A 19,115-nucleotide genomic window follows, 5' to 3' on the forward strand; every position below is an offset into this window, starting at 1 on the left:
GGGCCCGCCCTCTTAACCGTCAACAGTCAACAGTCAATAGTCAACAGTTACCAGGCTCTGCCTGGTAATGCAGATGCTGTGCCTCTTTCGGCGCGAAGGATTTTGTAGGGTTCGTGATAGTGCGGGCCAATCCTCCCTTGTGTCATTGTTCGCTTTGTTTCGTCACCTCGACATAAATATGTTCTAACCGCACCGGATACCGAGCGATCGAATAAATAGAAATCCCATCAAAAAGCAAAATAATCTCTTTTAATTCCAAACGTTCCGGCAGCCAAAAAGCCAAATCGCTACCGTAGCGGCGGGGAATGAAACCGTATTTTGCAGCGCGAACGATCGCCTTTTCTTCCTCAGCAGTTTTAACAACAATAATTTCCTGAGCCGGAATCAGTTTTTGCAACTCTTCCAAACTGCCCTCAGCCACAATACTACCATTCTTTAAAATTCCAATTTTCTGACACAGACGCTCAGCTTCATCTAACAAGTGAGTTGTTAGCAAAATTGTAATTCCTTCCGATTGCAAGCGCTGAATTAACTCCCAAATTTCATAGCGAGCCTCAATATCTAAACCCGTTGTCGGCTCATCTAAAATTACTAATTTAGGCTGGTGTACCAAAGCCACCGCAATATTCAAACGGCGCTGCATCCCTCCGCTCAAAGTTTCCACCGGACTTTGAGCTCTATCAGTCAAATTTACAGCCTTTAAACATTGTTCAACTTGATAGCGGCGCTGCTTGCGGTCTAAAGCGTAAATTTGAGCAAAAAAATTGAGATTTTCTTCGCAGCTAAGGCTTTTGTAAAGCAAATTTTCCTGTGGTGCTACACCTATTAACAATTTAGTAGACTCCGAAACAGGTTCGCCATTGATAGAAACTTTGCCGCTGTCAGCATTTAGCAAACTGCATAAAATATTGATAGTTGTAGTTTTCCCCGCCCCGTTTGGCCCGAGTAAACCGTAAATTTCTCCTTTTTGAATGTGCAGTGTTAAATTTTTAAGCACTGAACGCGAACCGTAGGATTTATTGAGCTTTTCTATTTGCAGCAAAATTTTACATCTCCTTAAGTTTAATAGTACGATCGCACAGAGTTAGCTAGAAAGCGGGTTTTTTACGACAAATACTGCGCTTTCGCCCACAAATTCAGTAAAAAACCCGGTTTCTTCGGTCTTACTTAAAGCCTTCTTTCCACTCTCAACATCCGCCGATAAGACATCCATCCGCCTCCGAGCATTAACATAGCAAAAACAAACAAAAACCAGAAGTGCGATTCAATATCAGCAAAATCTTTGCCACCAGCCCATACACCCATCAGTGCTTCGTTCATGTGATAAATTGGATTGTACTGGGCGATATCCAGCAGAGTTTTGGGAAAAAGCGAAGCAGGCAAAAATGCCCCTCCTAAAATTAACAAAGGAACGCCGAAAGCCGCTACTAGCGAATTGACATCTTCAGTGCGCCTCGCAAACTGCGTGCCGAGAATAAAGCCGACTCCTACGTAAGATATAATACTCAGTAAAATAATCGCGCATCCTAATAAAATAGAGCCTTGAAATTGTGCTCCGAAAAAAGAGGCGATCGCATATACTAAGATTACCTGACCGATGCCGATACAACTGTGAGCCAGAAAAATTCCTAAAAAGTAAGAAGTGCCGCTCAAGGGGGAAATAAACAAGCGTTTGAGAGTGTGCTGTTCTCGCTCTGAAACCACCGTTGCTACGCTGCCGCCGAGACAGCTAAAAAATAAAGCCGCTCCTACTAAACTTGCAGGTGCGGCACTTTCAAAAGCTTTATCTGTAGTGAGATTAGCCCGTTCTTTTAAAATTAAAGCGTTAATTAGCAAGATAGAAATTGGAAAAATACTCCACAAGACTAAGCTGCGCCGCCGTCTTCCCAATTCAATTAAAATTCGCTGCGCTACTGCGAGGGTTTCGTACCAGTATTTCATAGAGTTTTTATTAGCATTGTTAGAACTAGAAATTGATATTGAGCCAGAAAAAACACTGACAATCAAAAGGGTTCGTTGTGAGGAATTGAGTCCGCATCAAGAAGGAATAAATTCCTCACTACAAACCTTATTGATGGTGTTAAATTTACCGGACATTATATGACAATTGATAACGACACTACGGCATATTATATCGCGTCCGGTCTGTTAAAAATAATAAAACTGCTTCGTAGTGCAGACTTTAGTCCGCACTACTAACCAATCATTTTTGTTGCGGCAATCTACCGGACTTAATATTTTACCATATAAAGATCGATAATTTTAAATGTTAATAAAAAACCCGCCCGCGCGGGTTTTTTGATTCAATCGGACTCGGTTTTAACTCTTCACTTTCTGTCGCTGCGCTCATTTAATACTAAAGTTCGTACCTCGATAGCATCCTTGAAAAGAAGTTAAACTTGTGCGGTTTATCTGTTCCAATTTGGTGACTAGAGAGTCATTTTCGCCACTTTCAGGAGTAGCATCCCACTTGTAGATAAAGTTGCCGATATGCTCTCCGGTTTCTTCGTAACTGTGCTCTTCTATGGGAATTCCAGAAACTCCAGAAACAGTTTGGTTGTGGTATCCGTTAACAATGATTTTCTCGATAACTGCTCCGGGTTCTACAGTCAGGTTCCAGTTAATCGGTTCGTAGGCGGAAAGTGCAAGAATTATTGGCTTGTTTCGGCGTTCTACTTTGACTTCGATAGTGCTTTTCGCTCTTTTTCCGTTCCCGTGAGCGGCATTTGCTTCGTAAACCCCGATTAAGTGAAGCTCTTTATTTCCCTTTGACGAACCGACATAAGATGAAAAATCGTCGGAACCGCCAATCCCGCAGTTGGCGCTAGAACTAATTGGGGAAATAAAAGTTGTTTTTTCGGCTAGTTTCTGTTGCACCGCCGGGACAACCCAGAGTCCGGTTCCGACTCCTAAAGCACCTATCAAAGCGGCTGCGATGCCGAAAGGAATGGCGTTTGTCAGGTTGCGAAAGGCTTTTTTGGCGGTTAGTTTAGATAGCGTTTGCTGCCAAGTTTCAGGGTTTGGTAGCGAACTCTGGCCGCCATCGAGACAAGCTAACAAAGCTAAACTTTCCGGCTGTTCGAGCAGATTCTGCACTGCTTTCTCTTCGCCGGCGTAGAGAATTCTAGTTTCTCTGTCTAAAAGCAGCCAGTAGCGATCGCCCTCACCGAAGTTGTATTCTCGTACAGCAGGCTGAACTAAATCGTGCTGCAAAAACACCAGCCAAGCCATATTATTGCCGGTGCCGACTGTTTTGCCGTCGCTGGAAATAATTTGGTCGATGTCTGGTTCCCAACCCCAGGCTACCCAGCGGCTATCTCCTCGATAACCAAGGGATTTTTCCAGTTGCGGGTGAGCGGTTATTTCTAAGCGTTGAACTAAGTTTGACACAATAGGTATCCTCAAGCGCGTGAAGCGAAGCTATCCTGTTCGCGAAGCGTTCCCGAAGGGTAGGGAATCGGCACTTCAATGTCTTAGCTTAACTCATCCCAGGCAGTTCAAAAAGTGCCCGTGCCATTGCCATTTCCACCGTTTGGAGACAAATTGTTGCTCCGGGGAGTGATATAAGGTGAAGTTCCCGGATTGAGATTGTTGGGAGTGGTATTCGGCGAACTTCCCGGATTGAGATTGTTGGGAGTGATATTCGGCGAAGTTCCCGGATTGAGATTACTGGGAGTGATATTCGGCGAAGTTCCCGGATTGAGATTACTGGGAGTGATATTCGGCGAAGTTCCCGGATTGAGATTGTTGGGAGTGGTATTCGGCGAAGTTCCCGGATTGAGATTGTTGGGAGTGATATTCGGCGAAGTTCCCGGATTGAGATTGTTGGGAGTGATATTCGGCGAAGTTCCCGGATTGAGATTGTTGGGATTGGCGGGATTGGCGGGATTGGCGGGATTTGCACTCCCAGGAGTAGTTATGGGAGTGCCCACAGCATCTCTGGTGACGCTGTTGGGGTTCGGGGCTGCAGCCGGATTAGTTACGTTGCGGTTGTTTGCAGGAGCATTGACGGGGTTGCCGGCGGCGGGAGCCGTCTTTTCGGGCTCGGCGTTGGTGCCGCACAATCTGACTAAATCAAAAGTTGTACCGCTTGGGGTTTCGATGAAGCAAACCGGCACGTTTACTCGGGGGTTTGAGGCTCTGGGAAAGTCGCCTGCGTCCACTATCGGGCGGCTAAAGGCAGCTTCAGCCATTAGTGGGGTCAAAGCAGCCGATAGAGCGACGGTTATTTGTAATAATTTCATCAGCTTTTCCTCAAATTTTGCTTTTTATTGCTCTAGTATTGCCGATCGACTGCAAAGTGTCCTGAGTCTAAAAGCCGATATTTTCGATCGCTCTTTCTTAGGTGGCTCATTTTGGCTGCAACATTTGGCGCACGTAGAAAAATGATTCGGCGGTTGAAACCGCCAGAAAGTCAAACAAAGATGATCCGGCGGTTGAAACGCGGAAGAGTCAAACAAAGTCGGCCTGCGCCGACTGGTTGATAAAGATGATCCGGCGGTTGAAACCGCGTCTACAGAAACAAAGTCGGCCTGCGCCGACTGGTTCATAAAGGGTATCCAAAACCCGGATTTGGTATGACAACTAACAACTAACTACTAACCACTGACAACTGACAACTAACCACTGACTATTTAGTACCGAATGCGCGGATCGATGTAAGCATTCAAAACATCAATTACAATGCTAGCAATTACTACAATCCCAGCAAAAAATACCACAATACCTTGAACAGTTGGATAATCCCGCAAACTAATCGCTTCATAAAGGCGATTTGCCAGCCCCGGCCACGAAAAAGTAACCTCGGTTAAAATAGCGCCGCCCAACAGTGCAGCAAAAGTCAATCCTAAGACAGTAATCACCGGAATTAGCGCATTTTTCAGAGCGTGAGCCCATAAAATCTGAAATTCAGGAATGCCGCGAGCTCGGGCTGCTTCCACATAATCTGCTTGCAAAGTTTGCTTGAGATTCACCCTGACAATTCGCTCAAAGATGCCGCTCAAAAGAATGCCCAGCGTCAAACTCGGAAGTGCCAAATAATGCAAACTGGTGAGAAACTGACCCGGGTTAGCGCTCAGGAGACTGTCTACAGTGTAAAGTCCCGTGTAGCTTTGGGGGGCTCTTAATGTCACCGGAAAGCGGGTTCCCAAGGGAAACCAGCCCAACTGCACCGCGAAAATCAACTGCAAAACCATGCCAGCCCAAAAAGCCGGCAGCGAGTAAGTGATAATGCCAAACAAACGGCCTGCTGCATCGAAAATAGTGTTGGGGCGGGATGCTGCGAGGGAACCGATACTGATGCCGACAATTAAAGCTATGGCCATGCTACACACTGCTAATTCCACTGTAGCGGGGAAATAATCTCCGATAATTTGCCAGACTGTTTGTCCGCGAGTGGTGATGGAGGTTCCCAAGTCGAAGCCCAACAAGTCTTTCATGTATTTAAGATATTGTTCCCACAGGGGTGCGTCGAGACCTAGTTGGGTTCGCATTGCTGCTTTAGCGGCGGCGGGAGCTCGCGAACCGAGAATTGCGTCTATGGGGTCGCCCGGAGTGGCCCGGAGCAGCAAAAATACTGCTGTGGTGATTGTCCACAACATTAGCGGTGCTAGGAGTAAGCGGACAAAAATATAAGATTGCAGGGCTTTTGAACGAGACATAATATTTGGGAATTGGGAATTGGGAATTGGTTAGTTGTTATTGGTTATTGGTTATTGGTTAGTTGTTATTGGTTATTGGTTAGTTGTTATTGGTTATTGGTTATTGGTTATTGGTTATTGGTTGGCTATTAGTTATTGGTTATTAGCTATTGGTTATTAGCTATTGGCTATTAGTTGTTGGTTGTTAGTAGTTAGTTGTCAACAGAAGTTGGTAATTTAGCATAGTTCCTTCCTTTTGCCTGATGACGTTGGACGTTTGATCGGGGGATCGCTAGTAACTAGCAACCAATAACTAGCAACGAATTAATAACCAATAACCAATAACCAATTCCCAATTCCCAATTCCCAATAACAACTAACCAATGACTAATGACTAATGACTAATGACCAATTTTCCTATTCGCCCAGCAGCGATTCAAATGCGGCTTGTAAAGACTTGATGTCGCCTACTCTGGCGACTAACAAGTTTTCGCTGCCGGCATCCTGCAACCTGTCCTTCCAATACTGGATGCTCTCGGAGTTTTGAAACCAGAAACTAATTACGGTGTCTACGACTCGATCGACATCCCAGCCGCGATAGGGAGAAACTATCTCTACGGATGCCACAAAGGAATCGAGAGTACACTTCCGGTTTCCCAAGTATTCTACACCGGACGGTTGCTGTTGTTGCAGCAATTCCTGCTGCTGGTTAAAAAATGATAAAGTTGGAGATACGCCCAGGATTTCAAATGTATAGTTCATGTCATCCTCCAGAAGTATTATTTTGCTAAAAGGTCGTAGCGGAGCGGGGCGCAAGCGATCGTCCGTTTGTCAACTGTCAACAGTCTACTGTTCAACCTCTTTTGGCGCGATCGGGATTTGGTCCGCTTATTTTATTAATAGCAAATTTTTTAACAGAGGATTGTCAAATAACTTACATTTGTGATGGCTTGGTAGAAAAATTTAGAATCAATTTTTTTTTCAGCAGGGACAAGGCTGGCGTTCGGCACCCGGAGAAAATGAGAGAATTGTAGATTTTAGACAATTTGAGGTTTGAGGTTAAATAATAATTGGGACTGATTGATGAATTAAGGGCTCGAAGGTTGCCTGCAGTTGTATTATGTTTAATCGGGTGTGAGTTTTGGGCGCTGTGTCCCCGCTCGCGATCGGCGCATTCACAAAAGTAGTGGCACAATTAATATTATAATTTTTTACAGTAGCTGTTGAAACCTCAACCAAGTTTTGAGCGGCAGGCTACGGCACTTCACTATTGGTGTGCAACTTGATAATTTATAATATCTAGGGCATCTTTTAATCGACAAACGATACGCAAACCTGGTAAGTGCAAGAATATTGATGTTATTGAAAATTCTGAGCAGTGTTGTCTGATGAAAAGCTCGCCCAAGATGTCACTGAGCCTAGTTTTGTTGATACCCCTGGTGGTACAAATATCCGTAGCAGTCGGCGTAACGGGATGGCTGTCGTTTCGCAACAGCCAGAAAACCGTCAATAACCTTGCTACCAGGTTGAGCTTGGAAGTCGCAGCCCGGACGAAAGAAAATTTCCGCAGTTTTGGGGATGTGTCTCACCTGTTTCTGCAAATGAATACTGCTGCGATCGCTTCGGGAAACTTAAACCCGGAAGATTTCCCCAATTTAGAGCGCTATTTGTGGAACCAGACCAAGCTGAGCGATCGAACTACAACCATCTACTACGGCGACGAACAGGGCAGATTTCTCTTGCTCAAACGCGAAGCAGAAGACTTGGTATACATCAGAGACGAATCAACCGCTCCCAACCGCCAAATTTATCGCCTGGACAGCCAGGGAAATCGCACAGAACTAATCCAAACCGCCCCCTACGACCCCCGTACAAGACCCTGGTACACAACTGCCAAACAGTCAGGAAAAGCCAGTTGGTCTCCGATCTACGTCTTCACTGCAGCGCCAGTTCTGGGGATTACTCCGGTGATGCCCATCTACAACCAAACGGGCAGCCTGCAAGGAGTTCTGGCAATTGACCTGACTCTTTCTCAAATCAGCGATTTTCTCAAAAGAATCAAAATTAGCCCGTCGGGACAAGTTTTTGCGATCGAACGCAGCGGGGAAATAGTCGCCAGTTCCACGGACGAACTGCCCTTTGTCACCACCAAAGACGGACAAAAACGGCTGTTGGCGACACAAAGCAAAAATTTGCTCATTCGATCGGCATCCACATACTTGCAAAAACAATTTGGCAGTTTTACACAAATTAGCAGCCAAGGACAGTTTACCTTCGATCTAGACGGCAAACGTCAATTCATTACGGTTGCTCCCCTGCAAGACGGCCGCGGCCTCGATTGGCTGATCGTAGTGGTCATCCCGGAAGCAGACTTTATGGAGCAAATTAACGCCAACACTCGCACAACTATCTTATTGTGCTTTTTTGCCTTCATATTGGCGATCGCCCTAGGAATCTTCACCTCTCGCTGGGTTGTCCAACCGATTACCCGACTGCTGGAAGCTTCCAAAGCATTAACAAAAATGTCCGAATCCTCCGACTTCACATCCTCGGAATTAGACGGCGAAGTCGAAGTCAAAGGCATCAACGAACTCGGTCTTTTAGCTCAGTCTTTCAACCAGATGGCCAGACAATTGCGATCGTCTTTTGTCGCCCTCGAACAAACCAACTCCAATTTAGAACAGCGAGTAGCAGAGCGGACTGCCGAGCTCGAAGCCACCGAAGCAGAATTGCGGGCTTTGTTTGCAGCCATGAACGAATTAATTATAGTTTTGGACTCCACCGGCCGCTACTTGAAAATCGCGCCCACAAATATGTCTCTGCTATACAAACCAGCCGAAGAATTAGTGGGCAAAACTATCGGAGAAATGTTTCCGCAAGCTACAGCCGACAATTTTACCAGCCATATCCGAGCAGCTTTAGAGACTCAGCAAACTATCAGTATCGAGTACGATTTAACCATTGATGAACGCGAAGTTTGTTTTGCCGCCAGCATTTCGCCGCTGTCAGAAACATCCGTAATTTTGGTAGCCCGCGACATTACCGAAAAAAAGCGAGCCGAATCGCTGCGGCGGATGAGACAAAAACAATTGCTCACACAAAATACAGTTTTGGTAGAATTAGCCAGAAATAAAGTGCTATATCGAGGCAATTTGCAAGTAGCTTTGAGGCAAATCACTGAAGCTGCGGCTCGTACCTTAAATGCAGAAGGAGCAGGAGCTTGGTTGTACGATGAGGGCCGCTCAAAACTGCAATGTCTCGACCAATTTTGGTGCAGCAACCAGCAGCACTCCCAGGGTGTGGAACTCGCTGCAGCAGACTATCCAGCTTATTTTAAAGCTTTGGAAGAAGATCGGACGATCGCAGCCGACAACGCTCTCTCAGATATCAGAACTAGAGAATTAGCGACATCTTACTTTGCCGAAAACGGCACTACATCCACCTTAGATGCGCCGGTGCGACTGGGAGGCCAAACAGTCGGAGTTATCTGTATCGAACAGGTGGGAAGTGTTCGCCACTGGACAGTAGAAGAGCAAAATTTTGCTGCTTCCCTGGCAGATTTGGTATCATTGGCGATCGAAGCTAGCGATCGCGATCGAACACAAAACGCACTGCGTCAAGCAGAACAAAAATACCGCAGCATCTTTGAAAACGCAGTCGAAGGCATTTTTCAAACAACCCAAGAAGGCCGATTCTTGAGCGTAAATCCAGCTTTAGCCCGCATCTACGGCTACGCAACTCCCGAAGAATTGACATCAAATCTCACAAATATTAGACAGCAATCTTACGTCAATCCTAAGCAGCGCCAGAAGTTTATGCAAGTGATGCAAGAATGCGGACAAATATCAGGATTTGAGTCAGAAGTTTACCGCGTTGACGGCAGCATAATTTGGATTTCTGAAAGCGCCCGCGCAGTATGCAGCGCCGACGGTGAGGTACTCTACTACGAAGGCAGCGTCGAGGATATTAGCGATCGCAAAGTCTTTGAAAACGCCTTGCAAGTCGCCCTAGAAGCAGCCGAAGCCGCCTCCACCGCAAAAAGCGCATTTTTAGCAAACATGAGCCACGAACTGCGAACACCCCTCAATGCCATCATCGGATATAGCGAAATGCTGCAAGAAGAAACCGAAGAATTGGGCTATGACGAAATAACCCCAGATTTAGACAAAATCCGCACATCCGGCCGACACTTGCTGTCACTAATTAACGACATTCTCGATATTTCTAAAATCGAAGCCGGTCGCATGGATCTCTATTTAGAAACCTTCGACATTGCCGCCTTAATTGAAGAAGTAGCCGACACCGCTACCCCACTAATCGAAAAAAATAATAACACTTTAAACTTACAGGAAATTACCAATCTTGGTAGTATGTACGGTGACATTACCAAAGTGCGGCAGATTTTATTAAATTTGCTAAGCAATGCCGCCAAATTCACTCAAAACGGTACAATTACCCTCACCGCCAGCCGAGAAAGCGCCCGCAACAACAGCGAAGCGATAGCAGAAAACCGTTCGGAAACGGCAGAAACTTCTGCCCAATCAAACTCCTCTAAAGAATTTTTAGTTTTTAATTGTACAGATACAGGAATTGGAATGAATCAAGACCAATTGCAGCACATTTTCCAACCCTTTACGCAAGCAGACGCTTCTACCACACGCAAGTACGGCGGTACAGGTTTGGGACTAGCAATCAGCCAGCGTTTTTGCTTTATGATGGGCGGCAATATTTCAGTAAACAGTCAAGTCGGCGTTGGTTCTACTTTTACCATCCGCTTACCTCTCAATACTTAAACAATTGGTTATTGGTTATTGGTTATTGGTTATTGGTTATTTGTTATTGGTCATTAATATAATTCCGTAGGGGCGCGTTCACTAACAATCTTTCCTTCACATCCCAAGTATTAATAAACCCGCCCCCACACCGCGAATAATTTACATCAACCTTGAGAATCGAGATTATTTCGATTCATTATTGGGCGGAGGCGGGTTTTGATATTATTTGTTTTGAGGCGATTATTGTTGGAAAATTAGCCCCTACAAATATATTAATTTTCAATTACTAATTACCAATTACCAATTACCAATTACCTTTGAATGCTTCTCGGATCGAGAGCATCCCGCAACCCATCCCCCAATAAATTGAACGCCAAAACTGTCAAAATAATCAGTGTCGCCGGAGGCCAAACTAACCAAGGCTGCAACACTAAAATTGAAGCATTCGTAGACAGAGATAGCAAATTTCCCCAAGAAGGATCGGGTTGTTGAATTCCCAAACCAATTAAACTCAAAACCGACTCCGCCACAATAAAACCCGGAACCGACAAAGTAGCAGAAATAATGACATAGGTTGCAGTTTGTGGCAAAACGTGGCGGACAATAATATAAATTGGATTCGCACCCATAGCCCGCGCCGCTTGCACAAATTCTCGCTGTTTTATTGACAGTACCTGACCGCGAATTACCCGCGCCAAACTCGCCCAACTGATAAATGAAGTAATCAGCACAATCAATATAAATCGCTGAGCACTTGTTAATCCGGGAGGTAGGATTGCTGCTAGGGCTACTAATAAATAAAGTCCGGGAATCGTCATCAATACTTCGGCGAATCGCATTAAAATACTGTCAATCCAACTGCCGAAATAACCGGATATCCCTCCGATCAACAATCCCAAGGGGAAAGAAATTGCTATACCAACTAAACCGATGCTGAGGCTAATTCGGCTACCATGTACTAGGCGGCTGAATTGATCGCGAGCTTGTTCATCTGTGCCTAAAATATTGATTTTGGCTTGGCCGGTAGTTCCAAACAAGTGGATATTTAAAGGTAAAATTCCTAAAAACTTATAGGGAGAACCTTTGATAAACAAACCGACAGCAGAGGGTTTTTGCCAGTCTACAATTAGCTCGCGAGCACCCGTATTCACGTCTACTGGGCCCTGAGTGGTCGGATAAACGTGAGGCCCGATAAATCGCCCGTCTTTGGTGCTTAAATGAATCTGAGTCGGCGGCAACAATGAACCGTTTAATTGAGAGTCGTAGGGGTCGTAGGGGGCCACAAATTCGGCGAAAAATGCGACTGTATAAAAAAACAATAATACCACTGCTCCCAGTCGAGCGAGAGGATTTTGCCTAAGATTTTGCCACCATTTCATAAGTTTTAGGTTTGAGATTTTAAGTTGGTTCGTAGTCAGGACTTTAGTTCTTTTTAAAAGGTTCGTCTTCAGGAATTTAGTGCTTATTGAAAAGTTCGTAGTCAGGACTTTAGTGCTTCTTAAGAAACGAAGATTTTATAACTTAAACATCTGCCAAAATTCTATGTCTTCAGAAGCAGGGAGGTAAAGAGAAAGAGATGCAGAGCCTCCGAATCTGCATTACCAGGCTCTGCCTGGTAATGAGCAAGTTTTGCTTAAAAGGTTCGATCGTTCGGAATGCAAGTCATTCTTAAATAAATCAGTAGCAAGGGCTGAATTGGTGACTGATAAAAACTTTACGGACAGAATTTTTTACTACGAACCTTAGACTATTTTTCTTCATCGGCAACCAAAATTAGTTGAGTTTCACGATCCGTTGTTTGACTCAATTCCTCGCCGTTAAAAGGATTGTAGAAAAACGAGCCTGTTTGCGGAGGTAATTTGGGATTGAGTAAGATTTCTACTATACTTTTGACAACGCCAGTTAGGGGAATAGCCAGGATAACTCCTAACAATCCTCCTACTCTACCTCCTAAGAGTAAAGCTGTGAAAATAATTACTGGGCTCAATCCGGTGAGATTCCCCATGATTCGGGGGGCGACTAAATTGTCTTTGATTTGCTGGAGACCGATCGCCACTGCCAACACTTGCAGCGCCAGCCACCAATCGATAAATGCTACAATTATAGTAACCGCTCCAATGCCCAGCGTCGCTCCGATAAACGGAATTATTTCCATCAATCCGATAAACACGGCAAACAACAGAAAAAACGGAACTTGCAGCCACGAAAAAGCGAGAGTTAGTGCGATCGCCATAAATAGTCCCAGCAGCAACTGTCCCGATACAAATCGTTGGAGGTTGCGCTGCAAAGTTTCGGTTAACACATAGCGAATATCTGGGGAAAAAATACTGGTCAAACCCTGCCACACTCTTTTACCGTCTAAGAGCATATAAAATGAAATTACCAGGATAAAGATTAAGTCGATAAACCAGTTAAAAGTACCTACGACTAAACCTAAACTTGTACTTGCGATCGCCTGTACTTGCTCCTGTACTTTCGCCGATAACTGCTGCTCCAATATTTGCACGTCAAAGGGCAAATTGCGATCGGCACTCCATGTTTGAAATTCACCTAACTGCTGCCGCGCCGACTCCAGCAAGTCCGGGAACCTTACCCCTAACTGACTCGCTTGGGTGAACACAGGCGGTACAATAGTTAGACCAATTACTAATACCACCAAACCCGCAACTAAGTAAACGAGCGCAGCAGCTACTCCCCGCGGCAAAAAGACTTGAAGTCTTGCTACTGCATAATTTAATAAGAATGCAATCAGTCCGGCTGTCACTAAAATGCTGACCAGTTCCCCAACATAACTGATCGCAGTTAGGGTAAACCATCCCGTTACTAGCACTAGCAACCAAGTAATTAGCAACTGTTGGACGGGAGAAAAAACACTGTTCATTGTAATTTTTGTCAATTAAACTGGTACAACTTTTTAGCCGATGTGCCTGATTTTAGCAATAATTCGTTCAAAATTAGGCTGAATTCTGTGAGGATCAGTTGGTGACGAGAAAATTGTTTTGCTACAGACAGGGCTGGCCCGATCGCCCGCAGGCCCCAAATCACGCTAATAATACTCGGCGAGGAACCCTGGGCGAATTAAATGTCGATCGCAACTCTCCGGCGATCGATCGGCCAGCAGTCAAGTGAAATCGCCTCACACTCACCCAAAAGGAGGACGCGACATTACTAGCGCCCTCGGCTAAAATAAACTAGATCTAAAAATTGCAATCTTTCTTTACAATATAAAAAAACCAAAGGTTCAAACCGGCGGGAGGAACTACAGTGACCAATCAAGTTTTTTCAGAAGCGGAAGAAAAGCAACCGCTTCTCCCCGTGCAAAGCGGGCGCGACAGAAATTCAATAGCCGATGCGCCTGAAAGTGGAGTTTCAGACCGATCTAGCTGGCACTTTTCCGGTGAGGAAGATGAACGAGAAAGATCCCTAGAAGTTCCAGAAGATGGGGAACAATCAGAACTTGGGGAACCAGAAGAGCCGGAAATTGGGCCCAGCAAAGGAATCAGGTGGCCTACGGTGTTGGCGGGCGCGGGGATTGGCGTAGCTGCAACTCTGCTAGCGGTACACTTGACTGCTGGCCAGAAGAGCGCGAAACCGGCCGCTACAGCCCCAGCGGCTGCTCAACAGGCGGCGGCCCAAACGGTGACAGTCGCGCCTGTGAAATCGGCTGATGTGGCTCAAACTCTCGAAGCGACGGGGACTGTGGCCCCCCACGATTTGCTGCCGGTATTGCCGCAAGCCAACGGCTTGCAAATCCAACAGGTTTTGGTGAAGGAAGGGGATGCGGTAGAAAAAGGTCAGGTAATGGCGATTTTGGATGATTCGGTGGTGCGATCGCAAATTGCCGCAGCGGTAGCTAAAGGACAATCCGCCGATTCTACAGTAGACCAAGCGCAAGCTCAGGTGCAGCAAGCTCAATCAAGCCAAAAAGAAGCCCAAGCCGGTGTCGAACAAGCTAAAGCTGGCGTGGAAAAAGCCGTCGCTGACTTAGCGCAAGTTAAAACAGGTGTCGGCCAAGCCCAAGCCGGTGTCGAACAAGCTAAAGCTGGCGTGAATCAAGCTAAAGCGGGAATTGCTTCGGCCGAGGCTAAATTAACTCAAGCTCAAAGAGAAGTAGATCGTTTTTCCAATTTGGCGGCGCAGGGAGTAATTAGCCAGCAAGATTTGGAACAGCGTAAAACCGAGCGAGAAACTGCTCTGCAAGATGTGAACAAGGCTAAGGCTGATTTGAATAAAGCTTTGGAAGAACAGAACAAAGCAGCGGAAGAAGTGCGATCGGCTAAAGCTAAAGTAGCTAATGGCGAAGCTAATATCAGTACGGCGCAAGCGGCCCTCAGCAGTGCCCGCGCTAAGGTGAATACGGCGGCCGCAACTGTCAGCAGCGCTAGAGCAAACGTGGGGAACAACGCAGCAAGTGTTCGCAGCAATGATGCCCAAATCCAACAGTTAGAAACTCAACTTTCACAAACGATCGTCCGAGCACCGGACAGCGGTATTGTTGCTGAAAGAATTGGTCGTGTTGGGGATGTTTCTTCGGGGAATCAAAAACTATTTTCGATTATTCGCGGAAACAAGCTAGAACTGCAATTGAAAGTGCCGGAAACTCAAATTTCGCAAGTGCAGCCGGGAACAGCCGTGCAAATTACTTCAGATTCTGACAAGCGGATTAAGTTGTCGGGAACTGTGCGAGAGATTTCGCCGTTAGTTGACCCGCAAAATCGCCAAGCTACGGTGAAAATTGATTTGCCGCCAAGCGATTTTTTGCGATCGGGAATGTTTTTGCGCGCTTCGATTTCGACGGCGACGGAGCAAGGTTTGAAAGTTCCTGCTAAGGCTATTTTACCGCAGTCTGACGGCAGTTCTATTGTTTACAAACTTGTAGGCGAGGACAAGGTGCAGGCTCAGAATGTGGTAGTTGGGGAGATTACTGGAGGGGCGGTTGGCGATTTGACGAAAGCTCAGGTTGAGATTAAAAAAGGGTTGAAAGCGGGCGATCGCGTAGTTATTGCTGGGGCTGGTTATCTGAAGGATGGCGATCGGGTAAAAGTTGTTAGTCAGTAGTCAGTAGTTAGTTGTCAGTTGTCCCCGATCGCGATCGTTATTAGTGAGTGGTTGTAGCGTGCGTCAAGGCTAACTGTTTTCTCAGAGATTGCTGATTAACTTTATCCCTGACGCACCCTACGATTAGTTAATTAGTTTCTTCTTTCTCCCTTATTCCTTATTCCTTCTTTTCACCCTGAGCGAAGCCGAAGGGAATTATTCCTTCTTCCTGATGACGTTGGACGCAAAGCTCGGGGGAAGGGACAGCACTAATAACCAATAACTAATAACCAACAACTAATAACCAGCAACTAATAACCAACAACTAATAACCAGCAACTAATAACCAGCAATTAATGACTAATGACAACTGACAACTGACAACTGACTTCTTCCCATTATGTCTTTCAATATTTCGGCTTGGTCGATCAAACAGCCAGTCCCCACGATTGTTCTATTCTTGATTCTGACAATCGGGGGTTTGGTATCATTTCCAGTTTTAGGCATTGATGATTCACCTAATATCGATATCCCTTCTGTTTCGATATCTGTCAGCCAACCGGGGGCAGATCCAGCAGAACTTGAATCTCAAGTTACGAAAAAAGTAGAAGATGCTGTGGCGGGCTTGGGGAATATTGACCACATTATTTCTACTGTTAATGATGGTTCTTCTAATACGACAGTTAACTTTTTGTTGGGTACAAATAGCGATCGCGCTACGAATGATGTCCGAAATGCGATCGCCCAAATTCGCCAAAACTTGCCGCAAGATATTAATGATCCCGTTGTCAAGCGGGTGGAATTTGCCGGCAGTTCAATTATGTCCTACGCCGTGGTTTCCGATCGCCAAACCGTAGAACAGCTAAGCGAATTAATCGACCAAAACATCAGCCGTGTCCTCCTCTCTGTCAAAGGTGTCGCTCAAGTGCAGCGAATCGGAGGCAGAGACAAGGATGTTCGAGTTGATTTAAACCCGGAATTACTGCAAAGTCTCGGCATTACAGCTACGCAAGTTAACGACCAAATTCGCAATTTTAATATCAATCTTCCCGGTGGCAGAACTGAAATCGGCAATTCCGAGCAAACAGTCCGCACCCTCGGCAGTGCCAAAACTATCGAACAGTTGAAAGCTTATCAAATTACTTTGCCCAAAGGCGGTTTTGTGCCGCTTTCTAGTTTGGGAAAAGTTGACGAAGGCTATGCAGAAGCGCGTCAGGGCGCGCGGCTAAACAACAAACCCGTGGTGGCTTTTTCTATCCTCCGCAGCACCGGCAGCACTCTCGTGACTGTGGAAGAAGCAGTGCGGGAAGCTGTCAAGACAATGGAAAAAACTTTGCCGCCGGATGTGAAGCTGGAACTTATTTATACCTTAGCAGACCACATCCGAGATTCTTATCAAGCTTCTGTGGATGCTTTAATTTTGGGGGCGGCTTTAGCGATTATTACTATTTTTATTTTTCTGCGGGATTGGCGGGCTACTTTGATTGCTGCTGTGGCTTTGCCGCTGTCGGTAATTCCTACTTTTGCTGTGCTGAGGATGGTGGGATATACGCTTAACAGCATGACTTTGTTGGCGCTGTCGCTGGTGGTTGGCATATTAGTTGATGATGCGATCGTCGAAATTGAAAATATCGAACGGCACGTCGGGATGGGTAAAACGCCTTATCAAGCTGCTTTGGATGCTTCGGCTGAAATTGGTTTGGCTGTGGTGGCGACGACGATGACGATTGTTTCGGTATTTGCACCGGTGGCTTTTATGCCGGGAATTCCTGGTCAGTTTTTTCGGCCTTTTGGGGTGACGGTTTCGGCGTCGGTGTTATTTTCGCTGTTAGTCGCCCGCACAGTGACTCCGATGATGGCGGCTTATATGTTTAAGGAGAAAGGACATCATGAGGAACTCAAAAAAGACCAACTTTCTTATCAGTATCGCCGGCTTTTGACTTGGGCGCTGAAGCATCGGGCGATCGTCCTAATTTTAGGAATTGCTTTGTTTTTCGGCAGCGTTCAATTAATACCTTTCATTCCGACAGGTTTTATCGATCGCGATGATACCGGACTTTCCACTGTATCGATCGAATTGCCCCCCGGCTCCACCTTGCAGCAGACAGATTTAGCAGTGCAGCAAGCAACTAAATTATTGCTAGCCCACCCAGCCGTAGATAGCGTTTTGGAGACTGAAGGCGCTCCGACTGTCTCCGGGGGCGCGGGTGGCGGCGGAGGGGGCGCGGGTGGCGTAAATTCAGCCAGTCTGTACGTGAAATTGAAGCCGGCCGGTCAACGAATCGGACAACAGAAGTTTGAGGAGGAAATGCGGCCGAAACTGCGGGATGTTCCGGGCGTGCGGCTGAGTTTTGCTCAAGGGCGTGTGGGCGGTAGGAAGCAAATGTCGATCGTCCTCAAGAGCGAAAATGCGGAAGCTTTAACCAAAACTGCGGCATCTCTGACGCAACAAATGAAGCAAGTTCCAGGGCTGATTGAGGTAGAATCGAGCGCGAGTTTAGTGAAGCCGGAGATTTTGGTAAAACCCGATCCAATTCGGGCGGCGGATCAGGGTGTATCGGTGCAGCAAATTGCTCGCACTGCATCTCTGGCAACAATTGGAGATGTTGATTCAAATCTGGCTAAATTTGATTTAGCGGACAGACAAATTCCAATTCATGTGATGTTAGCGCCGCAGTTTCGCAGCGATATCGAAACAATTAAGAACCTGCAAGTACCGGGAAAAAATAATACTTTGGTGCCGTTGAGGGCGGTGGCGGATATTACTTTGGGCAGTGGGCCTTCTCAGATCGATCGCTACGACAGAGCCCGTCAAGTATCTGTAGAGGGCAATTTGTTGCAGGGTACGACTTTAGGAGAAGCTTCGGCGGCGGTGAAGAAACTGCCTGCAATGAATCCTTTACCTCCCGGTGTGGAACAAGAATCTTCGGGTGATGCCAAGGTGATGCAGGATATTTTCAGCGGTTTTGCGGGGGCTCTGGGAACGGCGGTATTGTTTATTTATGGCGTGTTGGTGTTGCTGTTTGCAAATTTCCTGCATCCGATCACAATTATGGCGGCCTTACCTTTGTCTCTCGGTGGCGCGCTGCTGGGACTTTTGGTGGGACAAAAATCCCTCGGTTTGTACGCTTTGATTGGGGTAGTGTTGCTGATGGGAATTGTGACGAAGAATTCGATTTTGTTAGTGGATTACGCGATTATGAATCAGAAGGAAGGCGAACCGACGTATGAGGCGACGCTGGATTCTGGAATAGCGCGGTTGCGGCCGATTTTGATGACAACTATTGCGATGATTGCTGGGATGGTACCGATTGCGCTGGGAATTGGCGCTGGTTCTCAGGTTCGCAGCCCGATGGCGATGGCGGTAATTGGGGGTTTGATGACTTCCACGCTGTTGACTTTGGTGGTGATTCCGGTGGTGTTTACTTATATGGATGGTGTGCAAATCTGGATTTTTAATTTGGTGCAGGGAAAGAAAAAACGTCAAGGGCGATCAAAGTTCTCTGGCTAGGGAAATGGTACAGCCTAGAGGCTGTGAATTTAAGCCTTAAATCCCTGAGAAATTTTGCTTTTAGCAGTAGCCAGATCCGCCTAAATCCCCCGGATAGTCGGGGGACTTTGACAAGACTCTTTTCCCCCCTTTCTTAAGTCGGGTTAGGGGGTA

At 46.2% G+C, this 19,115-nt stretch carries 12 protein-coding genes; 4 read left to right on the plus strand and 8 right to left on the minus strand.

Going from position 1 to position 19,115, the window contains the following annotated elements:
• Positions 1–142: 142 nt before the first annotated feature.
• The 6 genes from QUA01_RS12460 to QUA01_RS12485 form a co-directional block, all read right to left on the minus strand.
• Positions 143–1,042, minus strand: a complete 900-nt coding sequence (locus QUA01_RS12460) for an ABC transporter ATP-binding protein (RefSeq protein ID WP_333086869.1) — start codon at positions 1,040–1,042, stop codon at positions 143–145.
• A gap of 125 nt (positions 1,043–1,167) precedes the next feature.
• Entirely contained in the window at positions 1,168–1,941 is a 774-nt protein-coding gene (locus QUA01_RS12465; RefSeq protein WP_333086870.1) for an ABC transporter permease, read from the minus strand.
• A gap of 405 nt (positions 1,942–2,346) precedes the next feature.
• The gene (locus tag QUA01_RS12470; protein WP_333086871.1) at positions 2,347–3,390 is read right to left on the minus strand and encodes a hypothetical protein; all 1,044 of its coding nucleotides are present in this window, start codon (positions 3,388–3,390) and stop codon (positions 2,347–2,349) included.
• A 107-nt stretch (positions 3,391–3,497) separates the two neighbouring features.
• Positions 3,498–4,244: a hypothetical protein gene (locus QUA01_RS12475; protein ID WP_333195006.1), complete on the minus strand. Its 747-nt coding sequence runs from the start codon at positions 4,242–4,244 to the stop codon at positions 3,498–3,500.
• A gap of 390 nt (positions 4,245–4,634) precedes the next feature.
• The gene (locus QUA01_RS12480) at positions 4,635–5,660 is read right to left on the minus strand and encodes an ABC transporter permease (RefSeq protein WP_194065756.1); all 1,026 of its coding nucleotides are present in this window, start codon (positions 5,658–5,660) and stop codon (positions 4,635–4,637) included.
• A gap of 396 nt (positions 5,661–6,056) precedes the next feature.
• The gene (locus QUA01_RS12485; protein ID WP_333086873.1) at positions 6,057–6,401 is read right to left on the minus strand and encodes a hypothetical protein; all 345 of its coding nucleotides are present in this window, start codon (positions 6,399–6,401) and stop codon (positions 6,057–6,059) included.
• Positions 6,402–7,027: 626 nt separating this feature from the next.
• Here QUA01_RS12485 and QUA01_RS12490 point away from each other — a divergent pair.
• Positions 7,028–10,432, plus strand: coding sequence for a PAS domain S-box protein (locus QUA01_RS12490; protein WP_333086874.1), 3,405 nt, complete (start codon positions 7,028–7,030; stop codon positions 10,430–10,432).
• Between the two features lie 293 nt (positions 10,433–10,725).
• Here QUA01_RS12490 and QUA01_RS12495 read toward each other — a convergent pair whose 3' ends face one another.
• On the minus strand, positions 10,726–11,793 hold the full coding sequence (locus tag QUA01_RS12495; RefSeq protein ID WP_333086875.1) for an ABC transporter permease: 1,068 nt from the start codon (positions 11,791–11,793) through the stop codon (positions 10,726–10,728).
• A 368-nt stretch (positions 11,794–12,161) separates the two neighbouring features.
• Positions 12,162–13,295 (minus strand): AI-2E family transporter, encoded by a 1,134-nt coding sequence (locus tag QUA01_RS12500; RefSeq protein ID WP_333086876.1) that lies wholly within the window; start codon positions 13,293–13,295, stop codon positions 12,162–12,164.
• A 101-nt stretch (positions 13,296–13,396) separates the two neighbouring features.
• On the opposite strand from QUA01_RS12500, the gene QUA01_RS12505 reads away from it, so the two are divergent.
• From QUA01_RS12505 to QUA01_RS12515, 3 genes are all read left to right on the plus strand, one after another.
• Positions 13,397–13,543 (plus strand): hypothetical protein, encoded by a 147-nt coding sequence (locus QUA01_RS12505; protein ID WP_333086877.1) that lies wholly within the window; start codon positions 13,397–13,399, stop codon positions 13,541–13,543.
• 135 nt (positions 13,544–13,678) lie between these two features.
• Positions 13,679–15,472: an efflux RND transporter periplasmic adaptor subunit gene (locus QUA01_RS12510; protein WP_333086878.1), complete on the plus strand. Its 1,794-nt coding sequence runs from the start codon at positions 13,679–13,681 to the stop codon at positions 15,470–15,472.
• Between the two features lie 379 nt (positions 15,473–15,851).
• Positions 15,852–18,962 carry an efflux RND transporter permease subunit gene (locus QUA01_RS12515; protein ID WP_333086879.1) on the plus strand — a complete coding sequence of 1,037 codons (3,111 nt, stop codon included), beginning with the start codon at positions 15,852–15,854 and terminating at the stop codon, positions 18,960–18,962.
• The last annotated feature ends 153 nt before the right edge of the window (positions 18,963–19,115 follow it).

The sequence above is a fragment of the Microcoleus sp. S36a_B3 genome, assembly GCF_036700745.1.
Taxonomy (GTDB): Bacteria; Cyanobacteriota; Cyanobacteriia; order Cyanobacteriales; family Microcoleaceae; genus Microcoleus.

Coding starts and splice junctions, on each gene's coding strand:
- QUA01_RS12485 (WP_333086873.1), bottom strand. CDS start 6,401: ATGAACTATACATTTGAAATCCTGGGCGTATCTCCAACTTTATCATTT.
- QUA01_RS12475 (WP_333195006.1), bottom strand. CDS start 4,244: ATGAAATTATTACAAATAACCGTCGCTCTATCGGCTGCTTTGACCCCA.
- QUA01_RS12515 (WP_333086879.1), top strand. CDS start 15,852: ATGTCTTTCAATATTTCGGCTTGGTCGATCAAACAGCCAGTCCCCACG.
- QUA01_RS12500 (WP_333086876.1), bottom strand. CDS start 13,295: ATGAACAGTGTTTTTTCTCCCGTCCAACAGTTGCTAATTACTTGGTTG.
- QUA01_RS12495 (WP_333086875.1), bottom strand. CDS start 11,793: ATGAAATGGTGGCAAAATCTTAGGCAAAATCCTCTCGCTCGACTGGGA.
- QUA01_RS12480 (WP_194065756.1), bottom strand. CDS start 5,660: ATGTCTCGTTCAAAAGCCCTGCAATCTTATATTTTTGTCCGCTTACTC.
- QUA01_RS12465 (WP_333086870.1), bottom strand. CDS start 1,941: ATGAAATACTGGTACGAAACCCTCGCAGTAGCGCAGCGAATTTTAATT.
- QUA01_RS12490 (WP_333086874.1), top strand. CDS start 7,028: ATGAAAAGCTCGCCCAAGATGTCACTGAGCCTAGTTTTGTTGATACCC.